Raw genomic sequence first — 19035 nt, forward strand, 5'->3', positions numbered from 1 at the left:
CATCTGCGGGGGCCGGGCCGAGGTGTTCGAGTCGAACTGCAGGTGAACAGGGGGGAAACGGGGCCGGGCGGGCCCGTGACGTGCTGTGAAATGCCTCAACCCGACGCCGGTCCGGGTTTTCGCGGCCGTACGATTCGGGTGTGAGTGTTGTTCAGGCCGTCATGCTGGCCCTGGTCGCCGCCGTCGGTGGTTACCTGGTCGGCGGTGTCCTGATCCCGCAGATCAAGAGCAGATACAGCAGGCGCGAATCCGAGCAGGCCGGGCTGACCATGTCCCAGGTGCTCGACCTGATCGTGCTGGCCTCCCGCAGCGGCATCGCCGTGGTCGACCGTTTCCACGATGTGGTGCTGTTCAACCCGCGGGCCGAGGAGCTGGGCCTGGTGCACAACCGGACCGTCGAGCCACGCGCGTGGGCGGCCGCCAACCAGGTCCTCGACACCGGTGAGCCCGTCGAGGTGGACCTGAGCATCAAGAACCCGGTTCGCGGCCGCGGCAAGATCGCGGTCCGCGGCCTGGCCCGACTGCTCAGCGAACAGGACCGCCGGTTCGTGGTCCTGTTCGCCGACGACGACTCCGAGCAGGTGCGGATGGAGGCCACCCGCCGCGACTTCGTCGCCAATGTCAGCCACGAGCTCAAGACCCCGGTCGGGGCGATGGGGCTGCTGGCCGAGGCGCTGCTCGAGTCTGCCGACGACCCGGAGTCGGTCCGGCACTTCGGCGAGCGGGTGCTCGGCGAGTCCAAGCGGCTCGGGAACATGGTCGGCGAACTGATCGCGCTGTCGCGGCTGACCGGTGCCGAGAAACTGCCCGACCTCGAACCGGTGGATGTCGACGAGGTGATCGACGAGGCGCTGCGCCGCTCCAAGGTCACCGCCGAGACCGCCGGGATCACCGTCACCACCGACCGTCCCAGCGGGCTCGAGGTCCTCGGCGACCGCGCCCTCCTGGTCACCGCGCTGTCCAACCTCGTGCAGAACGCGATCGCGTACTCGGCGGAGGGCTCGCCGGTGACGGTGAGCCGGTCCGTTCGCGGCGACGAGGTGGCCGTCGCCGTCACCGACCGCGGCATCGGCATCGCGAAGGAGGACCAGGAGCGGGTGTTCGAGCGCTTCTTCCGGGTGGACAAGGCCCGCGCGCGAGCGACCGGTGGCACCGGACTGGGCCTGGCGATCGCCAAGCACATCGCCGCCAACCACAACGGCTCCATCACGCTGTGGAGCAAGCCCGGCACCGGGTCGACGTTCACCCTGCTGGTGCCCGCCCACCTCGAACCGGACGACGAGTCGGACGAATTGCCGCCGGCGACCACCGTGTCCGGGTTCGGCACGACCGTTCCACCAGTGAAAACCGTATCGACAGCGCACACAGTGCGGCCGACACCGGCCGCGACGAGTATGGAGGCCAATCGGTGACGAATGTGTTGATCGTGGAGGACGAGGAGTCGCTGGCCGACCCGTTGGCGTTCCTGCTCCGCAAGGAGGGCTTCGAGACCACCGTGGTGTCGGACGGACCGTCCGCGCTCGCGGAGTTCGACCGCTCCGGGGCGGACATCGTCCTGCTCGACCTGATGCTGCCCGGGATGAGCGGCACCGACGTGTGCAAGCAGCTACGCGCCCGGTCCGGGGTTCCCGTGATCATGGTGACCGCCCGCGACAGCGAGATCGACAAGGTGGTCGGGCTCGAGCTCGGCGCCGACGACTACGTCACCAAGCCGTACTCCGCGCGCGAGTTGATCGCCCGGATCCGCGCGGTGCTGCGCCGCGGCGCGGACAACGACGCCGATGCCGTGCTCAGCGACGGCGTGCTCGAGGCGGGGCCGGTGCGGATGGATGTGGACCGGCACATCGTGGTGGTCGGGGGCGAGACGGTCACCCTGCCGCTCAAGGAGTTCGACCTGCTCGAGTACCTGCTGCGCAACTCCGGCCGGGTGCTCACCCGCGGCCAGCTGATCGACCGGGTGTGGGGCGCGGACTACGTCGGCGACACCAAGACCCTCGACGTGCACGTCAAGCGGCTGCGCTCGAAGATCGAGGCGGATCCGGCGAAGCCGGAGCACCTCGTCACCGTGCGTGGTCTGGGCTACAAGCTGGAGGGCTGACGCCCCGCGGTGCGAGCGGACGCGCCGGTCGCGGCGCGTCCGCTGCCCGCGGTCAGAACATGTACAGGTAGACCGGACGGATCGGGTTGGCCAACAGCCGGAGCTCGTGCGCGACGTTCTTCGTGTCGTACTGCCTGCACTCGTGGATCCCGACGTAGTGCCCGTCGCCGCGACACTCGATCTTGCGCGTGGCGCCGTACGGACTCAGGATGATCGGCTTGGCGACGTTCGCGCCGATCAACGCGCCGGGATCGAGGGGCGCGACGAAGTAGTCGGTCCGGTCGCGAATCGAGTTGAAGCCGTAGGGATCGTCGGGATCGGCGGCCGACGCGCCCGGCGCCAGCGCGAGTGCCGCCCCGACGGCGAGTGCCGCTGCTGCCAGCGTGCGAGTGAACATGGGCGTCCCCTTGCGACGGGGAGGGTCGGTGTGCCCTCCTGCTTCTGTCGTCGCCGGACGCAGACCGATCGTTACGGACGCAGTCGCTGCGTGGCCGCCGCCTTCGCCTCGCGGGCCGCGGTCGTCGCGGGATGCACCGCGATCAGCCCCAGTCCGGCCCGGCGACGGCAGTGCTTGACCAGCTCCTCGTAGGCGGGGGCGCCGAGGAGTTCGGTCAGCTCCGGGCCGTAGCTCTGCCACACCGGCTTGGTGCCGACGTGCGCGTCCGGCGAGCCCGAGCAGTACCAGTGCAGCTCCTCGCCGCCCTCGCCCCAGCCGCGGCGGTCGTACTCGGTGATCGTGGTCTTGAGGATCTGCTCGCCGTCCGGGCGTTCGACCCAGTCCTGGGTCCGGCGAATCGGCAGCTGCCAGCACACGTCCGGCTTGACCTCGAGCGGCTCGATGCCCTGGCGCAGCGCCATCGAGTGCAGCGCGCAGCCGATTCCGCCCTCGAAACCCGGACGGTTGAGGAAGATGCACGCGCCCTTGTACCGCCGCGTCCGCAGCGCGGGCTCGTCGTCGAGGTCGTCCTCCTCGACGTACCCCTTCTTGCCGAGGCCCTTGTCCATGAACTGCCAGTCCCGCGGAGTGAGCATCATCACCGACCGGTCGAGCTTGTCCCGGTCGTCGGCGTCGGAGAGGAACGCGCCGTGCGAACAGCAGCCGTCGTCGGGCCGGTCCGCCACGGTGCCCTGGCACGCGGGGGTGCCGAACACGCAGGTCCAGCGCGAAAGCAGCCACGTGAGGTCCGCGACGATGACGTGCTCCGCGTTCGACGGGTCGACGAATTCGATCCATTCGCGCGGGAAGTCGAGGGCCACTTCGGGCGTCGGAGTCATCTTCTCCGAGGACGGGGTATTGCCTGCTGTCACAGTGCCCGACGGTAGACCCAGTACCGTGGTCACGTGCGATTAGGGGTACTCGACGTCGGAAGCAACACCGTGCACCTCCTCGTGGTGGACGCCCACAGGGGTGCGCATCCCACGCCGATGAGCTCGACCAAGTCCACGCTGCGGCTGGCCGAGAACACCGACGACAACGGCGACATCACGAAGACGGGCGGCGACCGGCTGGTCGCGGCGGTCGGCGACTTCGCGTCCATCGCGGCGTCGTCGGGGTGCGGAGAGCTGATGGCGTTCGCGACCTCCGCGGTGCGCGACGCGAACAACTCCGAGTCGGTGCTGGCCCGGGTCAGGGCCGAGACCGGCGTCAACCTCGAGGTGCTGTCCGGGGTGGACGAGGCGCGTCTGACCTTCCTCGCGGTGCGCCGCTGGTACGGCTGGAGCGCCGGACGCATCATGAACTTCGACATCGGCGGCGGTTCGCTGGAACTGACCTCCGGCGGTGACGAGGACCCGGACGTCGCGTTCTCGCTGCAGCTCGGCGCCGGACGCCTGACCCGGGACTGGCTGCAGGGCGACCCGCCCGGAAAGCGGCGGGTCGCGGTGCTGCGGGACTGGCTCGACGCGGAACTCGTGGAGCCGGCGAAGGCGCTGCGCGCGGCCGGCGCCCCGGACCGGATCGTCGGGACGTCGAAGACCTTCCGATCGCTCGCACGACTCACCGGCGCCGCGCCCTCCGCCGCGGGACCGCGCGTGCAGAGGACACTGACGGCGAGCGGTTTGCGTCAACTGATCGCGTTCATATCGCGGATGACGGCGGCGGATCGCGCAGAATTGGAAGGCGTGAGCGCCGACCGGTCGCAGCAGATCGTCGCCGGCGCCCTGATTGCGGAGGCGAGCATGCGGGCACTGTCGGTCGATTCCCTCGAGATCTGCCCCTGGGCGCTGCGGGAAGGCCTGATCCTGCGCAAACTGGATACCGAGATGGGCGGAGAATTGGTGGTGACGAGATGAGCGAGGGTTCGGAGAACACCGGTCAGATCTCGGTCGCGGAGCTGCTCGCCCGCAACGGCCAGCAGGTCGAATCGCGCGGTGGCCGGCGGCGTCGGGGCGTCGCCGGGGGAATCAGCGTGGCGGAGCTGACCGGTGACATTCCGGTGATCCGGGAGCGGGTCGTCGACCGGTCGCTGCCGGAGCCGACGCCCGAACCCGCGCCCACACCTCCTCCCGCGCCCGCACCGGCTCCCGCGCCCGCACCGGCTCCCGCGCCGACACCGCCGGCCGCCGAGGTCACGCCCGCACCCCTCTCGTCGAAGCTCGGCGCGTTCGCGCCGCTGGCCGACACACCCTCGCAGTTCCGCACCCCCACGACGCCGAGCGTCGAGCCGTCGACACCGACTCCGGCCCTTCCGTCGCAGTACCAGGCGACGCCCGAGGTGGTCGACCGCACCCAGCACATCCCCGCCCTGCGGCGCGCGGTGCTGGCGAAGGCCGACGCGGATCGCAAGGCCGCCGCCGCGCGCACGGCAGGACAGGACGCGGCCACGCCCGAACCCGCGTCGCCGACCGGGCCGAAGACCCAGGCGATGGGGGCGGCCACCTTCGGTGCCGCTGTCTCGACCGCGGCGACGAAGCCCGCCGCCGCGCCGAAGGAAGCTCCCGCCGCGCCGAAGGACGCGCCCGCCGCGCCGAAGGAAGCGGAGAAGCCGGCCGTTCGTGCCGGTTTCGTGCCCTACACCGGATCCGTGGCCCGCGAGCCCGCGCTGCTGTCGGGATCGTCCAGCCTCGAGGGCGACCTGATGCGGCAGGCCAGTGAGCGCACCGCCCGCAGCGAGTCGCTCGACGAGGCGAGGGCGCTGGTGCACACCACCGGTGAGTTCCCGCGCATCACTGACACGCCGCGCCGTGAGGCCCCCGCACCCGTCGACGACGAGGTCTCCGACGCCGCGTACGAGCCGGACGAGGACGCCGACCAGCCGGCCGCCGAGGGGAGCCCCACCCGCCAGTGGGCGGTCCTGGCGGGACAGGCGGTCGTCGCGATCGTGGCGGGCGCGCTGCTGTTCAAGGGCTTCGAGAAGCTGTGGGAGTCGCTGCCCTGGGTGGCGCTCGTGCTCGCCGTGCTGGTCATCGCGGGGCTGGTCGCGGTGGTCCGCATCCTGCGCCAGACCGAGGACATCCTGAGCCTGCTGATCGCGGTGATCGTCGGCGTCTTCGTGACCATCGGTCCGCTCGTTTTCGTGCTCAGCTCGAGCTGACGGAGGCACGGTGGCCCGCGACGGTGCACGCAGGATCCTGGTCGGCCTCTCGACAGCGTCGGTGTACCCGCAGAACACCGAGGCGGCGTTCGAGTTCGCTGCCGAACTGGGCTACGACGGCATCGAGCTGATGGTGTGGGCCGAGTCCGTGAGCCAGGACATGAAGGCGGTGCAGGCGCTGGTCCGCAAGTACGCGGTCCCGGTGCAGGCGGTGCACGCGCCGTGCCTGCTGATCTCCCAGCGCGTGTGGGGCGCGGACCCGGTCGCCAAACTGGAGAAGTCGGTCCGCGCGGCCGAGGCACTCGGCGCCCGGACCGTGGTGGTCCACCCGCCGTTCCGCTGGCAGCGTCGCTACGCCGACGGGTTCGCCGACCAGGTCCGTGAACTCGAGGAGCGCAGCGACGTGGCGGTCGCGGTGGAGAACATGTTTCCGATGCGAGCCGACCGGTTCTGGGGCCGGAAGGCGCGCTCGGCGGAGCGACTGGAGAAGCGCGGCGGTCCCGGGCCGGGACTGTCCGCGTTCGCGCCCTCCTACGACCCGACCGACACCGGCCACGAGCACTACACGCTCGACCTGTCGCACACGGCGACCGCGGGAATGGACGCGATCGAACTCGCGGACCGGATGGGCCGCGGCCTCACCCACCTGCACCTCGCGGACGGGCGCGGCGCCTCGGTGGACGAGCACCTCATTCCCGGGCACGGCACACAGCCCTGCGCGCAGGTGTGCCGGCACCTGGTCGCGTCGGGATTCGACGGCCAGGCGGTCCTCGAGATCAACACCCAGAACGCCCGCACCCGCGCCGAGCGGGCGTCGATGCTCGCCCAGTCGCTGAGCTTCGCGCGCGAACACCTCTCCTGAAGGCCGGTCAGAGCCCGGAGACGCCGGCGGCGATCACCGAGACTCCCGCGACGATCAGTCCGAGGACCAGGACGGTGAACCCGGCCCATACCGAGCGGATCCACCCGTTCGGGCGTTGGGGGTCGGTGCCGAGCACGGAGAAGAAGAAGCCGGCCGGGACGAAGATCGCCGCGCAGAGCACCAGGATCGAGCCGGTGGCGGACCACACCGGCCCGACGCCGGCCGCCTGGGTGAGCAGTGCGACCACCAGTCCGAGGGTGACGAGCACGCCTGCGTGCGCGTGGCCGGCCCGGAACATGGTCTTCTGCAGTGGGTTGGCGCCCTGCGCGCCGCTGACGACTCTGAGCATGAAGGTGCCGCCGAATGCGATTCCCACGACGGTGAGCAGGGTGACGCCGACGACGAGCGTGAGTACGGGGTCCATGAAGGGCTCCTCGGGGTGCGGGCTGCTGCGGATTGGATAGTGATAGTATCCAAATTGGATACTAAAGCTATCCAATTTGGCCGTCAAGGGAGGTTCGATGCGCGTTTCCGAGCTCGTGGAACGCTCCGGGGTGCCCCTGGCGACGATCAAGTACTACCTGCGTGAGGGCGTGCTCATGCCCGGCGAGTCGACCAGCGCGACACAGTCCCGGTACGGGGATCAGCACGTGCAGCGGCTGGCGCTGATCAAGGCCCTGGCCGGCGCGGGACTGCCCATCCACAAGATCCGCGCCGTCGCCGCGCTCGTCGACGAACCCGGCGACGACCTCTACACCACCCTCGGTCGCGCCATCGCCATGTTGCCCCCGTACCCGGACGGTGAGGGCGCCGACCGCGGCCCCGACTACCCCCGCGCCCGGCGCGTGCTCGAACGGCTCGGTCAGGTCTACGACCCCGAGTTCCCGGCGGTCGCGCAGCTCGAACGCGCCCTCAAGGCGGTCGAGGAGGTCGGCATCCCGATGACCGACGAGCGCATCGATGCGTACGGCCGGCACATCATGGGCATCGCCCGGATGGAACTCGGCCTCATGCCGACGGACTCCGCCGCCGCGGTCGAGTACGCCGTGCTCGGCACCGCCGTCTACGAGCCGGTGATCGCCGCCATGCGGCGCGTCGCCTACCAGGACCTCGCAACCCGAATCTTCTTGCAGGACATGCCGGAAACCCGAGAGGAACACTGATGTCAGAATCCACCACCGTGACCTCCACCCGACCGTTCGGGGAGCTGACCACCCTCGCCGACCTCGGCGGGGGCACGTTCGCGGCGACGATCGACTCGGTCTGGACCATCGGGCCCAAGGTGCACGGCGGCTGCATGATGGCCGTCTGCGCGGCGGCGGCCCGCGACGCGATCAGGGCCGCGGGCGACGAGGCGGGCGTGATGCAGCCGGTCTCGGTGAGCGCGAACTACCTCAGTGCCCCGGACCCGGGAGAGGTGCGGCTGGTGACGACCGTGCGCAAGCAAGGTAGGCAGGTCTCGCTCGTCGACGTCGACCTCGTGCAGGGCGACCGGATCGCGGTGTCCGCGGCCGTGACCCTCGGCGTTCCGGACGTCGGGGCACCGCGGCACGAGGAGCCGTCGGCCCTCGCGGGGCTGTCCGCGGAGCCGCCGGCCGGCGCGATCCACATCACGCCCGATCACCCGATGGGCCAGATCGTGCACGTCGCCAAGGGTTGCGACTTGCGCGTCGATCCGCACGCCGCCCGGTACCTCGCGGGCGAGCAGGGCGATCCGGTGAATCGGATGTGGGTGCGGCCCTTCGCCGAGGACGAGGCCGATCCCGACACCGCGGCTCTGTTCGCCCTCATGCTCGGCGACATCAGTGCCCCGGTGACGATGAACCTCGGGATGTTCGGCTGGGCCCCGACGGTTCAGCTCACCACCTATCTGCGGCACCGGCCGGCGCCCGGCTGGATGCGCGTGCAGGCCAGCGCGACGGTGCTCGGCGACACCTGGTTCGAGGAGGACCACGTGGTGCTCGACGCCTCCGGCCAGACCGTGGTGCAGTCCCGCCAGCTCGCGATGATCCCGAAGGGCTGACCTGCGTCCGTGCATGGCAGGCTTGCTGCCATGACGAGAATTGCAGTGATCGGTGGCGGCCGGATCGGCGAGGCGCTGATCTCGGGTCTGTTGAAGGCGGGTCGCGCACCCAAGGACCTCGTGGTCGCCGAGCAGTACGCCCCCCGGGCGGAGGAGCTGTCGGGCCAGTTCGGGATCCGGGCCACGACGATCGTCGATGCCGCAGAGGGCGCCCACGTCATCGTCGTCGCGGTCAAGCCCGCCGACGTCGACTCGGTGATGACCGAGCTCGCGTCGATGGACCTCGACGGCGAAGTCGAACAGCTCGTCGTCACGCTGGCGGCCGGCCTGCCGACCGCCCGCTACGAGGCGAAGCTGCCGGCCGGCTTCCCGGTGGTGCGGGTCATGCCCAACACTCCGATGCTCGTCGGCGAGGGCGTCAGCGCCATCGCCGCGGGCCGCTACGCGACCGCGGAGCACATGCAGACGGTCCGCGAGATTCTCGAGTCGGTCGGCAAGGTGGTCACCGTGGCGGAGTCGCAGATCGACGCGGTCACCGCCGTGTCCGGTTCGGGTCCGGCGTACCTGTTCCTGGTCGCCGAGGCGATGATCGAGGCGGGCGTCGGACTCGGGCTGACCCGCGCGACCACCACCGAGCTGGTGGTCCAGACGATGCTGGGGGCCGCGGCCATGCTCGACAGCTCCGGCGAGTCCGCGCACGATCTGCGGGCGGCCGTGACCTCGCCCGGTGGCACCACCGCCGCGGCCGTGCGCGAGCTCGAGCGCGGGGGCCTGCGGACGGCCTTCTACGAGGCCCTCGTGGCGGCGAAGAGCAGGTCCGCGGCGCTCGGCGCCTCGCCGGAATAGGCGCCGTCGCGCTGCCGCAACGGGTGGCGCGATCGGAATTCGTTTGCGCACACCCGTCGCAGTAACCCCATCAGTCCCGCTAAACTCGTTACAGCACGTGCGTGTCTGTTCCGCCGGAGGGGAAGCCGGCGGCGCGACACGTGCCGGAGGTATGCGGATTAATGGTGTCTACAAACAAGTCGACGCCGGCGAACAAGTCGGCTCCGACGAACAAGAGCAAGAGCTCCACTCCAGAAGGGCAACCCGTCCTCGGCGGCACTCAGTTCCTCACCGTCGCCGAGGTGGCGACGTTGATGCGGGTGTCGAAGATGACGGTGTACCGGCTGGTGCACAGTGGTGAGCTACCCGCCGTTCGGGTGGGGCGTTCATTCAGGGTGCACGCGAAGGCGGTGCACGACTATCTGGAGACCTCGTATTTCGACGCCGGCTGAGGGCCGGTTCAACGCCGACTGACGGCCGAATCGATGCTCGGTTTCGGGCGAGCACGGCGGCACCGGTACGATGACTACTTGTCGTGCCAGCCGGGTGTCGTCAGGCGCTGGGTTAGTCGAGACGAGGCCACAGCGCCACGTTGGTGGAGAGTAGCTGTAACGCACGCGTACGTGACCTGCGTGCGCAGGAACGCTAGAGAAGAACGTGAGGGACACCCGCCATGGGTTCAGTGATCAAGAAGCGACGCAAGCGCATGTCGAAGAAGAAGCACCGCAAGCTGCTTCGCAGGACGCGCGTGCAGCGTAGGAAACTCGGCAAGTAGTCTGCCGAGTTCGCAGGCTTGGGCTCGCGCCCGAAACGATGCCCGTCACCTCACGGTGGCGGGCATCGTTGCGTTCCGGGGGCAATCTGGTCGATTGTCCATTTGTTAGGTCACAAAACGGTTGGTGGACAGTACGTTTCGGCATCGTAAAGTCTTTGGGTAGTCGTGTCGGGAGCGGCTAGGCTCGCGGGGGAGCGGGTGACGCAGTGACGAACAGGGGTGGAATCGTGACGGTCGGGGATCGGCGGGTAGAACCGCCAGGAGTGGTACTGGTGACCGGGGCCAGCAGGTTCCTCGGTGGGTACCTGGTGACCAGACTCGCCCAGGATCCGAGCATCGAGCGGGTCATCGCCGTCGACGCCGTCTCGCCGAGCAAGGACATGCTCCGCCGGATGGGTCGCGCCGAGTTCGTCCGGGCAGACATCCGCAACCCGCTCATCGGAAAGGTGATCCGGGGCGCGAAGGTGGACACCGTCGTGCACGCGGCCACCATCGTCAAGGCCCCGAAATCCGGCAGTCGCGCCGCGATGAAGGACATGAACGTGCTCGGCGCCATGCAACTGTTCGCCGTCTGCCAGAAGTCGCCGGACGTGCGCAAGGTGGTGGTGCGCTCGTCCGCGGCGGTGTACGGCTGCAGTGCCAAGGACCCGGCGAAGTTCACCGAGGAGATGAGCGCGCGGAGGCCTCCGCAGGGAGCCTTCGCCCGTGACACGATCGAGATCGAGGGGTATGCGCGTGGCCTCGGCAGGCGCCGGCCGGAGATCGCGGTGTCGCTGCTGCGGATGGCGCCGCTGATCGGGCCCCGGTTGCACGGCTCCGTTTCCCAGTACCTGAACTCGCCGGTCGTCCCGATGATCCTCGGCCGCGACGCCCGCATGCAGCTGCTGCACGAGGAGGACGCTCTCGCGGCACTCGAGCGGGCCACGGTCAGCGGCCCGGCCGGGACGTTCAACGTCGCGGCGGACGGCGTCGTCATGCTCTCCCAGGCCATCCGGCGGGCGGGCGGCGTAGCCGTGCCGGTCCCGTTCCAGCTGTTCCGCACGCTCGGGAGGGTTGTGATGGGTTCGTCCCTGCGCCAGTTCACCAAGGAACAACTCGAGTACTTCTACTTCGGCTGCGGCCTCGACACCGGGCGGATGAGATCCGAACTCGGCTTCGAACCGCGGTGGACCACGATGCAGGCGCTCGACGACATGATCAGCGGCGTCGGGTTCCGTCCGGTACTGAGCCGCGACTGGCTGGAATCGGTGGAGACTGGACTGCAGAACCTCGTCGGCGCGGGCGGAGGTGCGCGATGAACGAGGTGGCCAAGGTGATTCCACTGCACGGCGACTCGGTTCCGCGCCGGCCCAGGGCGCGGACGCCGCGCACCGGCCCGGACGGTGGGTCGGCGAGTCCGACCCAACTGTTCGCCTCGCGGCCGGAGGCGGCCGCGAGCCCGTCGTCACTGACGGATTCGGTGCTCGAGTCGGCGCGCGGACTCGTCGCGGACCAGGTGGTGGCGACGGCGGAGTTCATTCGCCGCCGGCTGACCGGCGACTACCAGGTCGACGAATTCGGTTTCGACCCGCACTTCGCCGAGAACGTCTGGCTGCCGTTGCTGCGGCCACTGTTCGACTCGTGGTTCCGGGTGGAGGTGCGCGGCATCGAGAACGTGCCCGCCGAGGGCGGCGCGCTGGTGGTCGCGAACCATGCCGGCGTGGTGCCGATCGACGGCCTGATGACATCGGTCGCGATGTTCGACAAGCATCCCGCGCACCGGCCGCTGCGGATGCTCGCCGCCGACCTGGCGTTCGAGATGCCGGTGGTCGGCAATATCGCGCGCAAGGCCGGGCACACCCTGGCGTGCAACCCGGACGCCGAACGACTGCTGCGTGGCGGGGAGGTCGCGGCGGTGTTCCCGGAGGGTTTCAAGGGCATCGGCAAGCCGTTCGGCGAGCGGTACAAGCTGCAGCGGTTCGGGCGCGGTGGGTTCGTCTCGGCGGCCCTGCGCACGGGTGTGCCGATCGTGCCGTGCTCGATCGTCGGTTCCGAGGAGATCTATCCGAAGATCGGCGACCTCAAGTCGCTGGCACGACTGCTCGGCATGCCGTACTTCCCGGTGACGCCGCTGTTCCCGCACTTCGGCCCGTTGGGGCTGATTCCGCTGCCGTCCAAGTGGTACATCGAGTTCGGTGAGCCGATCGTCACCGACTCGTACGACGCGGCCAGCGCGGAGGACCCGATGGTGCTCTTCGAGCTGACCGACCACGTGCGCGAGACCATTCAGCAGACGCTCTACCGATTGCTGGCACAGCGCCGGAACGTCTTCCTCGGTTAGGGCACCCGCCTCAGTGCTTGCGGCGGCCGAGGACCGCCGCAAGCGCGCCGCCCGCCGCGCCGAGCGCCAGCGCCGTGGGCACGCCGATCTTCGCTGCCTTGCGGCCGGTGCGGTAGTCCCGGATCTCCCAGCCGCGGTTGCGGGCGAGTTCCTTCAGGTCCGCGTCCGGGTTGATCGCCACCGCGGTGCCGACGAGCGAGAGCATCGGCACGTCGTTGTGGCTGTCCGAGTACGCGGTGCAGCGCTTGAGGTTGAGCCCCTCGCGCACGGCGAGGGTGCGCACCGCGTGCGCCTTGCCCGCACCGTGCAGGATGTCGCCGACGAGTCGCCCGGTGAACTTGCCGTCCTCGGACTCGACGACGGTGCCGAGGGCGCCGGTCAGGCCGAGGCGCTTGGCGATCACCTGGGCCAGTTCCACCGGCGTCGCGGTCACCAGCCACACCTGTTGACCCGCGTCGAGGTGCATCTGCGCTAGCGCCCGGGTGCCCGGCCAGATCTTGTCGGCGATCAGCTGGTCGTAGATGTCCTCGCCGAGCCGAGTGAATTCGGCGGTCTCGCGGCCCGCGATGAAGGCGAGCGCCTTCTCCTTGCCGCTGGCGACGTCGTCGCTGTTCTCCTTGCCGGTCACGCGGAACTTGAGCTGCTGCCAGCCGAAGCGGGCCATGTCGGCGAGGGAGATGTACTTGCGAGCGGCGAGTCCCCGGGCGAAGTGGATGATCGAGGCGCCCTGGACCATGGTGTTGTCCACGTCGAAGAACGCGGCTGCGGTGAGATCGCGCGGGACCGCGGACTCGACCTCCACGCCGTCGACGGCGGCGGCGCCCTCCGCGACCACCGACTCCGCCTCGTGCAACGCCAGGGCGGCATCGGCGCTGGCCTCACCGGCCAGGTTGGCGCGCAGCTCCGCGTCGCTCGGGCCGAGCGGGTTCCGGTTGCGTCGCCGACCTCCCACGCCGCGCCAGCCCGCGCCCAGTCCCGAACCCGTCGGACCCGTCAGACCAGGCACTCGTACCTCCCGTTTCGGGGGCGTTCCCCCGTCGCTTCGCTCGCGCCAGGCAACATTCCAGGTCGCGTCGCGGGCCTCGCTGCTTCTTGCGGCTAACCCTATCTTCCGTTTCGCGGGCGCACCGGCCGGATCGCCGGGCTACGGCGCTGCTGTGACGTCCGTCTCGGCTGGTAGCCCCGGCCGGTGCGGGCTGCGGTGATGGCACAGTGGACCCATGACGGCCCCCGCCCACACCATCACCCTGCTGACCCGAGCCGGCTGTTCCTCGTGCGTGACCGCCCTCGATCGGTTGGTCCCGCTGTGTGAGGAATTCGGCATTCCGCTCGAATCCGTCGACGTCGACGAGGTGGCCGCTGTGGATCCCGAGCTCCGGGCCGAGTACGGCGACCGGCTGCCCGTCGTACTGCTCGACGGCCGTGAGCACAGCTACTGGGAGGTCGACGAGGTCAGACTGCGTTCGGATTTGACAATCTGAGGTCGACCTGTGCGCCGCGACAGTCGGTCGCTGCGCAGGTCGCGGCGGGTGTTGTCGGAATCGTTGCGACTTTGTGCATGGCTTCACAAGCAGTTACCGTGGTGTGAACAGTCCCCCGGATCAACGTGAAGACCGGTCGTGTGCATGGCCGGACGAGGAGCCACGAACGTGACCGAACAGCACCAGCCGCATGGGTTCTCCGCCCGTGGCGACGCCGGGGCTGACGGGGGCGCTCGTCCCGATCCGTCGCGGACCGACGCGACCGTGCGGGACCTGCCGCAAGCCACCGTCACCCGGCTCGCGGCGTACCTCCGAGTGCTCGGTCTGATGGCCGACGACGGCACGCTCATCGTCTCCAGCGAGGAACTCGCGACCGCCGCCGGCGTCGGCTCGGCGAAACTGCGCAAGGACCTGTCGTTCCTCGGCCCCAACGGTGTCCGCGGCGTCGGCTACGACGTCACCAAACTGCGCGCCCGGATCGAGGCCGCGCTCGGTCTCGACCGTGGCCACCAGGTGGTGCTGGTCGGCGTCGGCAACCTCGGCCAGGCACTGGCCCGGTACGGCGGCTTCGGCAGGCGCGGATTCACCATGGTCGGGCTGTTCGACCGGGATCCCGCCCGCATCGGCACCGTCGTCGACGGGCTCGCCGTCCGCGACGTCGCGGATCTCGAGGCGGACTGTCGTGAACTGCACGCCACCATCGGCGTCGTCGCGACGCCCGACGACTCGGCGCAGGAGGTGTGCGACCACCTCGTCAACGCGGGTGTGCGCTGCATCCTGACCTTCGCGGCCTCGCCGCTGGATGTACCCAGGCACGTCGAGATCCGTCGAGTGGATCTCGCCGTCGAGATGCAGGTGCTCTCGTTCCGTAGCGCGCGCAACGCCGACTCCGAACCCGACGTGGCCGCCACGGCCGTCGGGCTCGGCGCTGCCCGCGCGAGCACGGCGCGCACCGCCCCCGCACGCTCGACTTCGACGGCTCTGGGTTCGACAAAGAATGGATCGGTGATTGCACCGTGAGTGTTCTCCTGGTCGGGATTTCGCACCGAAGTGCGCCCGTCTCCATCCTCGAGAAGGTCGCCGTCGGCGACACGGATCGGCCGAAGCTGATCGACAAGATGCTGGCCTCGCCGCACATCTCCGAGGTCATGATCGTCTCGACCTGCAACCGGGTCGAGATCTACTCGGTCGTGGACGCCTTCCACGGTGCGCTCGCCACGGTCGGCGACCTGCTCACCGAACACTCCGGGCTCGCCCTCGGCGAGGTCACCAAGCACGCCTACGTCCGCTACAGCGAGGCCGCCGCCGAGCACCTGTTCGCGGTCGCCAGCGGACTGGACTCGATGGTGATCGGCGAGCAGCAGATCCTCGGACAGATCCGCACCGCGTACGCGACCTCCGACGGCCAGAAGGCCGCGGGCCGCGTGCTGCACGAGCTGGCCCAGCAGGCGCTGCGGGTCGGCAAGCGGGTGCACTCCGAAACCGGAATCGACAAGGCGGGCGCGTCGGTCGTCTCGGTGGCGCTGGACCGGGCCGCGGTGCTGCTCGGCGCGAGCAACGGCCACGACGGACTCGCGGGCCGTACCGCGGTGGTCGTCGGCGCCGGGGCGATGGGCGGACTGTCGGTGGCGCACCTGACCCGGGCCGGCATCGGCCGGATCGTGGTGGTCAACCGCACCCGTGAGCGTGCCGAGCACCTCGCCGACACCGTCCGCGCGGCCGGCGTCGACGCGGCCACGGTGGACTTCGGCGACCTCACCGTTGCCCTCGCCGAGGCCGACGTGATGATCACGTGTACCGGCGCGGTCGGCGCCGTGGTGACCCTCGCGGACGCGCATCTCGCGCTCGCGAAGCGGGATCCCGCGGTGCGACCGCTGGTCATCTGCGACCTCGGGCTGCCCCGCGACGTCGAGCCTTCGGTTGCCGGACTGCCCGGCGTGAGCCTGCTCGACATGGCGTCGATGCAGGCCGACCCCGCCGCCGGTGCGGCGGCGTCGGACGAGGACGCCGCCCGCGAGATCGTCGCGGGCGAACTCGCCACCTACCTGGCGGGCCAGCGTCTCGCGGAGGTCACCCCGACCGTCACCGCCCTGCGCCAGCGCGCCGCCGAGGTGGTCGAGGGCGAACTGCTACGGCTCGAGTCGCGGCTGCCCGGACTGGACGATCCGCAGCGCGACGAGGTGGCACGGACCGTGCGCCGCGTGGTCGACAAACTGCTGCACGCCCCGACCGTGCGGGTCAAGCAGCTCGCCTCCACGCCGGGCGGCGACGCCTACGCGGCGGCCCTGCGCGAGCTGTTCGAGCTGGCGCCCGGGTCCGCGGAGGCCGTGGCCACGCCGATGGAGTTGCGCGCGGTCGAGCTCGCCGACGACTTCACCGCGGGCCACGAGAACGAGAACGCACAGAACTGGTGGAAGGGGATGCAGGAATGAGTGCCCCGCCCCAGCCGACCGCGCAGGCGGTCCCGAAGACCCTCCGGATCGGCACCCGTGGCAGCCTCCTGGCCACCACACAGGCCGGCACGGTCCGCGACACGCTGATCGCCGCCGGACACCCCGCGGAGCTGGTGATCATCACGACCAAGGGCGACGTCACCGCGGGCCCGGTGCAGCGCATCGGGGTCGGCGTGTTCGTCGCGGAGCTGCGCGAGGCCCTGCTCGCGGGCGAGGTGGACGTGGCCGTCCACTCGTACAAGGACCTGCCGACGGCGCAGCCGGCGGAGCTGACGATCGCCGCGGTCCCGCCCCGCGAGGACCCGCGCGACGCGCTGGTCGCCCGCGACGGTCTGGTGCTCGGCGAGCTGCCGCCCGGATCGAAGGTCGGGACCTCCGCGCCGCGCCGCCGCGCCCAGCTGCGCGCGCTCGGACTCGGCCTGGAGATCGCGCCGCTGCGCGGCAACATCGACACCAGACTCGGGAAGGTCGCGTCGGGTGAACTCGACGCGATCGTGATCGCGCGTGCCGGACTGTCCCGGATCGGCCGCCTGGATGCGATCACCGAGTCGCTCGAGCCCGTGCAGATGCTGCCCGCGCCGTCGCAGGGCGCGCTGGCGGTCGAGTGCCGCACCGACGACCCCACGCTGATCGCCGTCCTCGCCGAGCTCGACGACCCGGCCGCTCGCGCCGCGGTGGTCGCGGAGCGGGCCTTGCTCGCCGAGCTCGAGGCCGGCTGCACGGCACCGGTCGGTGCGCTCGCTGAGGTCGTCGAGTCCATCGACGACGACGGCAAGATTTTCGACGAGCTGTCGGTGCGAGGCTGCGCCGCCGCGGTCGACGGGTCGGACTCGATCCGCGCGTCGGCGGTCGGCTCGCCGGCCCACGCCGAGGAGCTCGGTCGCGCCGTCGCCCGCGAACTGCTCGACCTGGGTGCCAGGGACCTGATGGTGGCCGCCGAGGCGGAGGAGGGATCGTCCGATGACTGATCCCAGGTACCGCTCGAAACCGCGCGTGCTGCCACCGCTCTGGCCCACAATCACACCCGACTCCGCACGACCCCGCACTGCTGGAATCCTGAACGCACTGGAGAACAACCGATGAGCCGAGTCCGTAAGAACACCCCCGGACGGATCCTGTTCGTGGGCTCCGGCCCGGGCGATCCGGCGCTGCTCACGGTCCGGGCCCGGGACGTGCTCGCGAACGCGACCCTCGCTTACACCGACCCGGATGTCGACAAGGGCGTCACGGCGCTGGTCGGCACCGCGCTCGAGGTCGCGGGCGTCGAGGTCGATCCCGAGCACCCGCTCTCGGAGGTCCGTCCCGCGCTCGGTGAGCCGGCGGAGGTCGCGAAGACCCTGGTGCACGAGGCGAAGAACGGCCACGACGTGGTCCGGCTCGTCTCGGGCGACCCGCTGACCACCGACTCGGTCATCGCCGAGGTCACGGCGGTCGCACGCACCCAGGTGCAGTTCGAGATCCTGCCGGGCCTGCCCGCGGGGTCCGCCGTGCCGAGCTACGCCGGGATGGCGCTCGGCTCCGGGCACACCGAGGCCGACGTGCGCGGCGAGGTGGACTGGGCGGCGCTGGCCGCGGCACCCGGCCCGCTGGTGCTGCACGCCGGCGCCGCGCACCTCGCCGAGACCGCGAGCGCACTGGTCGAGCACGGCCTGGCCCCGCAGACCCCGGCCGCGATCACCGTCCGCGGCACCACCCGGCAGCAGCGCACCGTCGAGGCGACCCTCGCGACGCTGAACGAGGCGGGGTCGGAACTGGTCGGTTCGCTGGTCGTCACCGTCGGCAAGATCGTCAGCCACCGCAACAAGATGTCCTGGTGGGAGTCGCGGGCCCTGTACGGCTGGACCGTGCTGGTGCCGCGCACCAAGGACCAGGCCGGCGAGATGAGCGATCGCCTCGTCACGCACGGGGCCATCCCGATCGAGGTCCCGACCATCGCCGTCGAGCCGCCGCGCAGTCCGGCGCAGATGGAGCGCTCGGTCAAGGGCCTGGTCGACGGCCGCTACCAGTGGGTGGTGTTCACCTCCACCAACGCGGTGCGCGCGGTCTGGGAGAAGTTCGAGGAGTTCGGTCTGGACGCCCGTGCCTTCTCCGGCGTGAAGATCGCCTGCGTCGGACAGGCCACCGCGGACAAGGTGCGCAGCTTCGGCATCAACCCCGAACTGGTGCCCTCCGGCGAGCAGTCCAGCGAGGGCCTGCTCGCCGAATTCGCCCCGTACGACGACGTTTTCGATCCGGTCAACCGGGTGCTGCTGCCCCGCGCGGACATCGCAACCGAGACCCTCGCGGAGGGGCTGCGTCAGCGCGGCTGGGAGATCGACGACGTCACCGCGTACCGCACGGTGCGGGCGGCGCCGCCGCCGGCCGAGACCCGCGAGATGATCAAGACCGGCGGATTCGACGCGGTGTGCTTCACCTCCTCGTCCACCGTCCGGAACCTGGTCGGCATCGCGGGCAAGCCGCACGCGCGCACCCTTGTCGCGTGCATCGGCCCGAAGACCGCGGAGACGGCGATCGAGTTCGGCCTGCGGGTCGACGTGCAGCCGGAGACCGCCCAGGTCGGACCGCTGGTGGAGGCGCTCGCCGAGCACGCGGCCCGGCTGCGTGCCGAGGGAGCGCTGCCGCCGCCGCGCAAGAAGTCCCGTAGGCGCTAGGCGCTGACGAGCCT

The 19035-nt window shown here is 70.5% G+C and carries 21 protein-coding genes; 17 read left to right on the forward strand and 4 right to left on the reverse strand.

Annotation, left to right across the window (positions count from 1 at the left end; genetic code table 11):
- Positions 1-161 precede the first annotated feature (161 nt).
- Both ACFXGJ_RS09895 and ACFXGJ_RS09900 read left to right on the forward strand, forming a co-directional pair.
- Positions 162-1412 carry a sensor histidine kinase gene (locus tag ACFXGJ_RS09895; RefSeq protein WP_378618436.1) on the forward strand — a complete coding sequence of 417 codons (1251 nt, stop codon included), beginning with the start codon at positions 162-164 and terminating at the stop codon, positions 1410-1412.
- The gene (locus ACFXGJ_RS09900) at positions 1409-2098 is read left to right on the forward strand and encodes a winged helix-turn-helix domain-containing protein (RefSeq protein ID WP_378618327.1); all 690 of its coding nucleotides are present in this window, start codon (positions 1409-1411) and stop codon (positions 2096-2098) included. The genes ACFXGJ_RS09895 and ACFXGJ_RS09900 overlap by 4 nt, the downstream gene beginning before the upstream one ends.
- Before the next feature lie 52 nt (positions 2099-2150).
- Here ACFXGJ_RS09900 and ACFXGJ_RS09905 read toward each other — a convergent pair whose 3' ends face one another.
- Positions 2151-2495, reverse strand: a complete 345-nt coding sequence (locus ACFXGJ_RS09905; RefSeq protein WP_378618329.1) for a hypothetical protein — start codon at positions 2493-2495, stop codon at positions 2151-2153.
- Positions 2496-2566: 71 nt separating this feature from the next.
- Complete coding sequence (locus tag ACFXGJ_RS09910; protein ID WP_378618439.1) at positions 2567-3373, reverse strand: hypothetical protein; 807 nt, start codon at positions 3371-3373, stop codon at positions 2567-2569.
- A 66-nt stretch (positions 3374-3439) separates the two neighbouring features.
- Between ACFXGJ_RS09910 and ACFXGJ_RS09915 the strand changes: the two genes are divergently transcribed.
- Genes ACFXGJ_RS09915 through ACFXGJ_RS09925 form a run of 3 tightly spaced genes read left to right on the forward strand, consistent with a single transcriptional unit; the run spans position 3440 to position 6493 of the window.
- Positions 3440-4390, forward strand: a complete 951-nt coding sequence (locus ACFXGJ_RS09915; protein ID WP_378618332.1) for a hypothetical protein — start codon at positions 3440-3442, stop codon at positions 4388-4390.
- Entirely contained in the window at positions 4387-5631 is a 1245-nt protein-coding gene (locus ACFXGJ_RS09920) for a hypothetical protein (protein ID WP_378618334.1), read from the forward strand. Before ACFXGJ_RS09915 ends, ACFXGJ_RS09920 begins: the two co-directional genes overlap by 4 nt.
- Positions 5632-5641: 10 nt before the next feature.
- On the forward strand, positions 5642-6493 hold the full coding sequence (locus ACFXGJ_RS09925; protein WP_378618336.1) for a sugar phosphate isomerase/epimerase family protein: 852 nt from the start codon (positions 5642-5644) through the stop codon (positions 6491-6493).
- Between the two features lie 7 nt (positions 6494-6500).
- On the opposite strand, the gene ACFXGJ_RS09930 is transcribed toward ACFXGJ_RS09925, so the two are convergent.
- Positions 6501-6917 (reverse strand): hypothetical protein, encoded by a 417-nt coding sequence (locus ACFXGJ_RS09930; protein ID WP_378618339.1) that lies wholly within the window; start codon positions 6915-6917, stop codon positions 6501-6503.
- Positions 6918-7014: 97 nt separating this feature from the next.
- On the opposite strand from ACFXGJ_RS09930, the gene ACFXGJ_RS09935 reads away from it, so the two are divergent.
- The 7 genes from ACFXGJ_RS09935 to ACFXGJ_RS09965 all read left to right on the forward strand — a co-directional run bounded on the left by ACFXGJ_RS09935 (position 7015) and on the right by ACFXGJ_RS09965 (position 12436).
- Positions 7015-7656, forward strand: coding sequence for a MerR family transcriptional regulator (locus ACFXGJ_RS09935; protein ID WP_378618341.1), 642 nt, complete (start codon positions 7015-7017; stop codon positions 7654-7656).
- The gene (locus ACFXGJ_RS09940; RefSeq protein ID WP_378618343.1) at positions 7656-8516 is read left to right on the forward strand and encodes a thioesterase family protein; all 861 of its coding nucleotides are present in this window, start codon (positions 7656-7658) and stop codon (positions 8514-8516) included. Before ACFXGJ_RS09935 ends, ACFXGJ_RS09940 begins: the two co-directional genes overlap by 1 nt.
- Before the next feature lie 30 nt (positions 8517-8546).
- The gene (gene proC / locus ACFXGJ_RS09945) at positions 8547-9362 is read left to right on the forward strand and encodes a pyrroline-5-carboxylate reductase (RefSeq protein ID WP_378618346.1); all 816 of its coding nucleotides are present in this window, start codon (positions 8547-8549) and stop codon (positions 9360-9362) included.
- A 161-nt stretch (positions 9363-9523) separates the two neighbouring features.
- Complete coding sequence (locus tag ACFXGJ_RS09950) at positions 9524-9793, forward strand: helix-turn-helix domain-containing protein (RefSeq protein WP_378421800.1); 270 nt, start codon at positions 9524-9526, stop codon at positions 9791-9793.
- Positions 9794-10014: 221 nt separating this feature from the next.
- Entirely contained in the window at positions 10015-10116 is a 102-nt protein-coding gene (locus tag ACFXGJ_RS09955) for a 30S ribosomal protein bS22 (protein WP_003402602.1), read from the forward strand.
- Between the two features lie 224 nt (positions 10117-10340).
- Complete coding sequence (locus ACFXGJ_RS09960) at positions 10341-11414, forward strand: NAD-dependent epimerase/dehydratase family protein (RefSeq protein ID WP_378618442.1); 1074 nt, start codon at positions 10341-10343, stop codon at positions 11412-11414.
- Positions 11411-12436: a lysophospholipid acyltransferase family protein gene (locus ACFXGJ_RS09965; protein WP_378618349.1), complete on the forward strand. Its 1026-nt coding sequence runs from the start codon at positions 11411-11413 to the stop codon at positions 12434-12436. Before ACFXGJ_RS09960 ends, ACFXGJ_RS09965 begins: the two co-directional genes overlap by 4 nt.
- A 10-nt stretch (positions 12437-12446) precedes the next feature.
- Here the strand turns inward: ACFXGJ_RS09965 and ACFXGJ_RS09970 are convergent, their stop codons facing one another.
- Positions 12447-13442 (reverse strand): HAD family hydrolase, encoded by a 996-nt coding sequence (locus ACFXGJ_RS09970; protein ID WP_378618352.1) that lies wholly within the window; start codon positions 13440-13442, stop codon positions 12447-12449.
- Between the two features lie 214 nt (positions 13443-13656).
- Here ACFXGJ_RS09970 and ACFXGJ_RS09975 point away from each other — a divergent pair, with 214 nt between their 5' ends.
- From ACFXGJ_RS09975 to ACFXGJ_RS09995, 5 genes are all read left to right on the forward strand, one after another.
- On the forward strand, positions 13657-13917 hold the full coding sequence (locus ACFXGJ_RS09975) for a glutaredoxin family protein (protein WP_378618355.1): 261 nt from the start codon (positions 13657-13659) through the stop codon (positions 13915-13917).
- A gap of 168 nt (positions 13918-14085) precedes the next feature.
- Positions 14086-14937 carry a redox-sensing transcriptional repressor Rex gene (locus tag ACFXGJ_RS09980; protein ID WP_378618357.1) on the forward strand — a complete coding sequence of 284 codons (852 nt, stop codon included), beginning with the start codon at positions 14086-14088 and terminating at the stop codon, positions 14935-14937.
- Complete coding sequence (locus tag ACFXGJ_RS09985) at positions 14934-16349, forward strand: glutamyl-tRNA reductase (RefSeq protein ID WP_378618360.1); 1416 nt, start codon at positions 14934-14936, stop codon at positions 16347-16349. The genes ACFXGJ_RS09980 and ACFXGJ_RS09985 overlap by 4 nt, the downstream gene beginning before the upstream one ends.
- Entirely contained in the window at positions 16346-17338 is a 993-nt protein-coding gene (gene hemC, locus ACFXGJ_RS09990; protein WP_378618363.1) for a hydroxymethylbilane synthase, read from the forward strand. Before ACFXGJ_RS09985 ends, hemC begins: the two co-directional genes overlap by 4 nt.
- A 111-nt stretch (positions 17339-17449) precedes the next feature.
- Positions 17450-19021: a uroporphyrinogen-III synthase gene (locus ACFXGJ_RS09995; protein WP_378618366.1), complete on the forward strand. Its 1572-nt coding sequence runs from the start codon at positions 17450-17452 to the stop codon at positions 19019-19021.
- Positions 19022-19035: the final 14 nt, after the last annotated feature.

This window comes from Rhodococcus sp. NPDC059234, from assembly GCF_042754225.1.
Taxonomy (GTDB): domain Bacteria; phylum Actinomycetota; class Actinomycetes; order Mycobacteriales; family Mycobacteriaceae; genus Rhodococcus_G.

What these genes read in the sequence shown, in the direction of transcription:
- ACFXGJ_RS09895 (WP_378618436.1), top strand. Translation starts at nt 162, where the DNA reads ATGCTGGCCCTGGTCGCCGCCGTCGGTGGTTACCTGGTCGGCGGTGTC.
- ACFXGJ_RS09905 (WP_378618329.1), bottom strand. Translation starts at nt 2,495, where the DNA reads ATGTTCACTCGCACGCTGGCAGCAGCGGCACTCGCCGTCGGGGCGGCA.
- ACFXGJ_RS09910 (WP_378618439.1), bottom strand. Translation starts at nt 3,373, where the DNA reads ATGACTCCGACGCCCGAAGTGGCCCTCGACTTCCCGCGCGAATGGATC.
- ACFXGJ_RS09920 (WP_378618334.1), top strand. Translation starts at nt 4,387, where the DNA reads ATGAGCGAGGGTTCGGAGAACACCGGTCAGATCTCGGTCGCGGAGCTG.
- ACFXGJ_RS09930 (WP_378618339.1), bottom strand. Translation starts at nt 6,917, where the DNA reads ATGGACCCCGTACTCACGCTCGTCGTCGGCGTCACCCTGCTCACCGTC.
- ACFXGJ_RS09935 (WP_378618341.1), top strand. Translation starts at nt 7,015, where the DNA reads ATGCGCGTTTCCGAGCTCGTGGAACGCTCCGGGGTGCCCCTGGCGACG.
- ACFXGJ_RS09940 (WP_378618343.1), top strand. Translation starts at nt 7,656, where the DNA reads ATGTCAGAATCCACCACCGTGACCTCCACCCGACCGTTCGGGGAGCTG.
- proC (WP_378618346.1), top strand. Translation starts at nt 8,547, where the DNA reads ATGACGAGAATTGCAGTGATCGGTGGCGGCCGGATCGGCGAGGCGCTG.
- ACFXGJ_RS09950 (WP_378421800.1), top strand. Translation starts at nt 9,524, where the DNA reads ATGGTGTCTACAAACAAGTCGACGCCGGCGAACAAGTCGGCTCCGACG.
- ACFXGJ_RS09955 (WP_003402602.1), top strand. Translation starts at nt 10,015, where the DNA reads ATGGGTTCAGTGATCAAGAAGCGACGCAAGCGCATGTCGAAGAAGAAG.
- ACFXGJ_RS09965 (WP_378618349.1), top strand. Translation starts at nt 11,411, where the DNA reads ATGAACGAGGTGGCCAAGGTGATTCCACTGCACGGCGACTCGGTTCCG.
- ACFXGJ_RS09975 (WP_378618355.1), top strand. Translation starts at nt 13,657, where the DNA reads ATGACGGCCCCCGCCCACACCATCACCCTGCTGACCCGAGCCGGCTGT.
- hemC (WP_378618363.1), top strand. Translation starts at nt 16,346, where the DNA reads ATGAGTGCCCCGCCCCAGCCGACCGCGCAGGCGGTCCCGAAGACCCTC.
- ACFXGJ_RS09995 (WP_378618366.1), top strand. Translation starts at nt 17,450, where the DNA reads ATGAGCCGAGTCCGTAAGAACACCCCCGGACGGATCCTGTTCGTGGGC.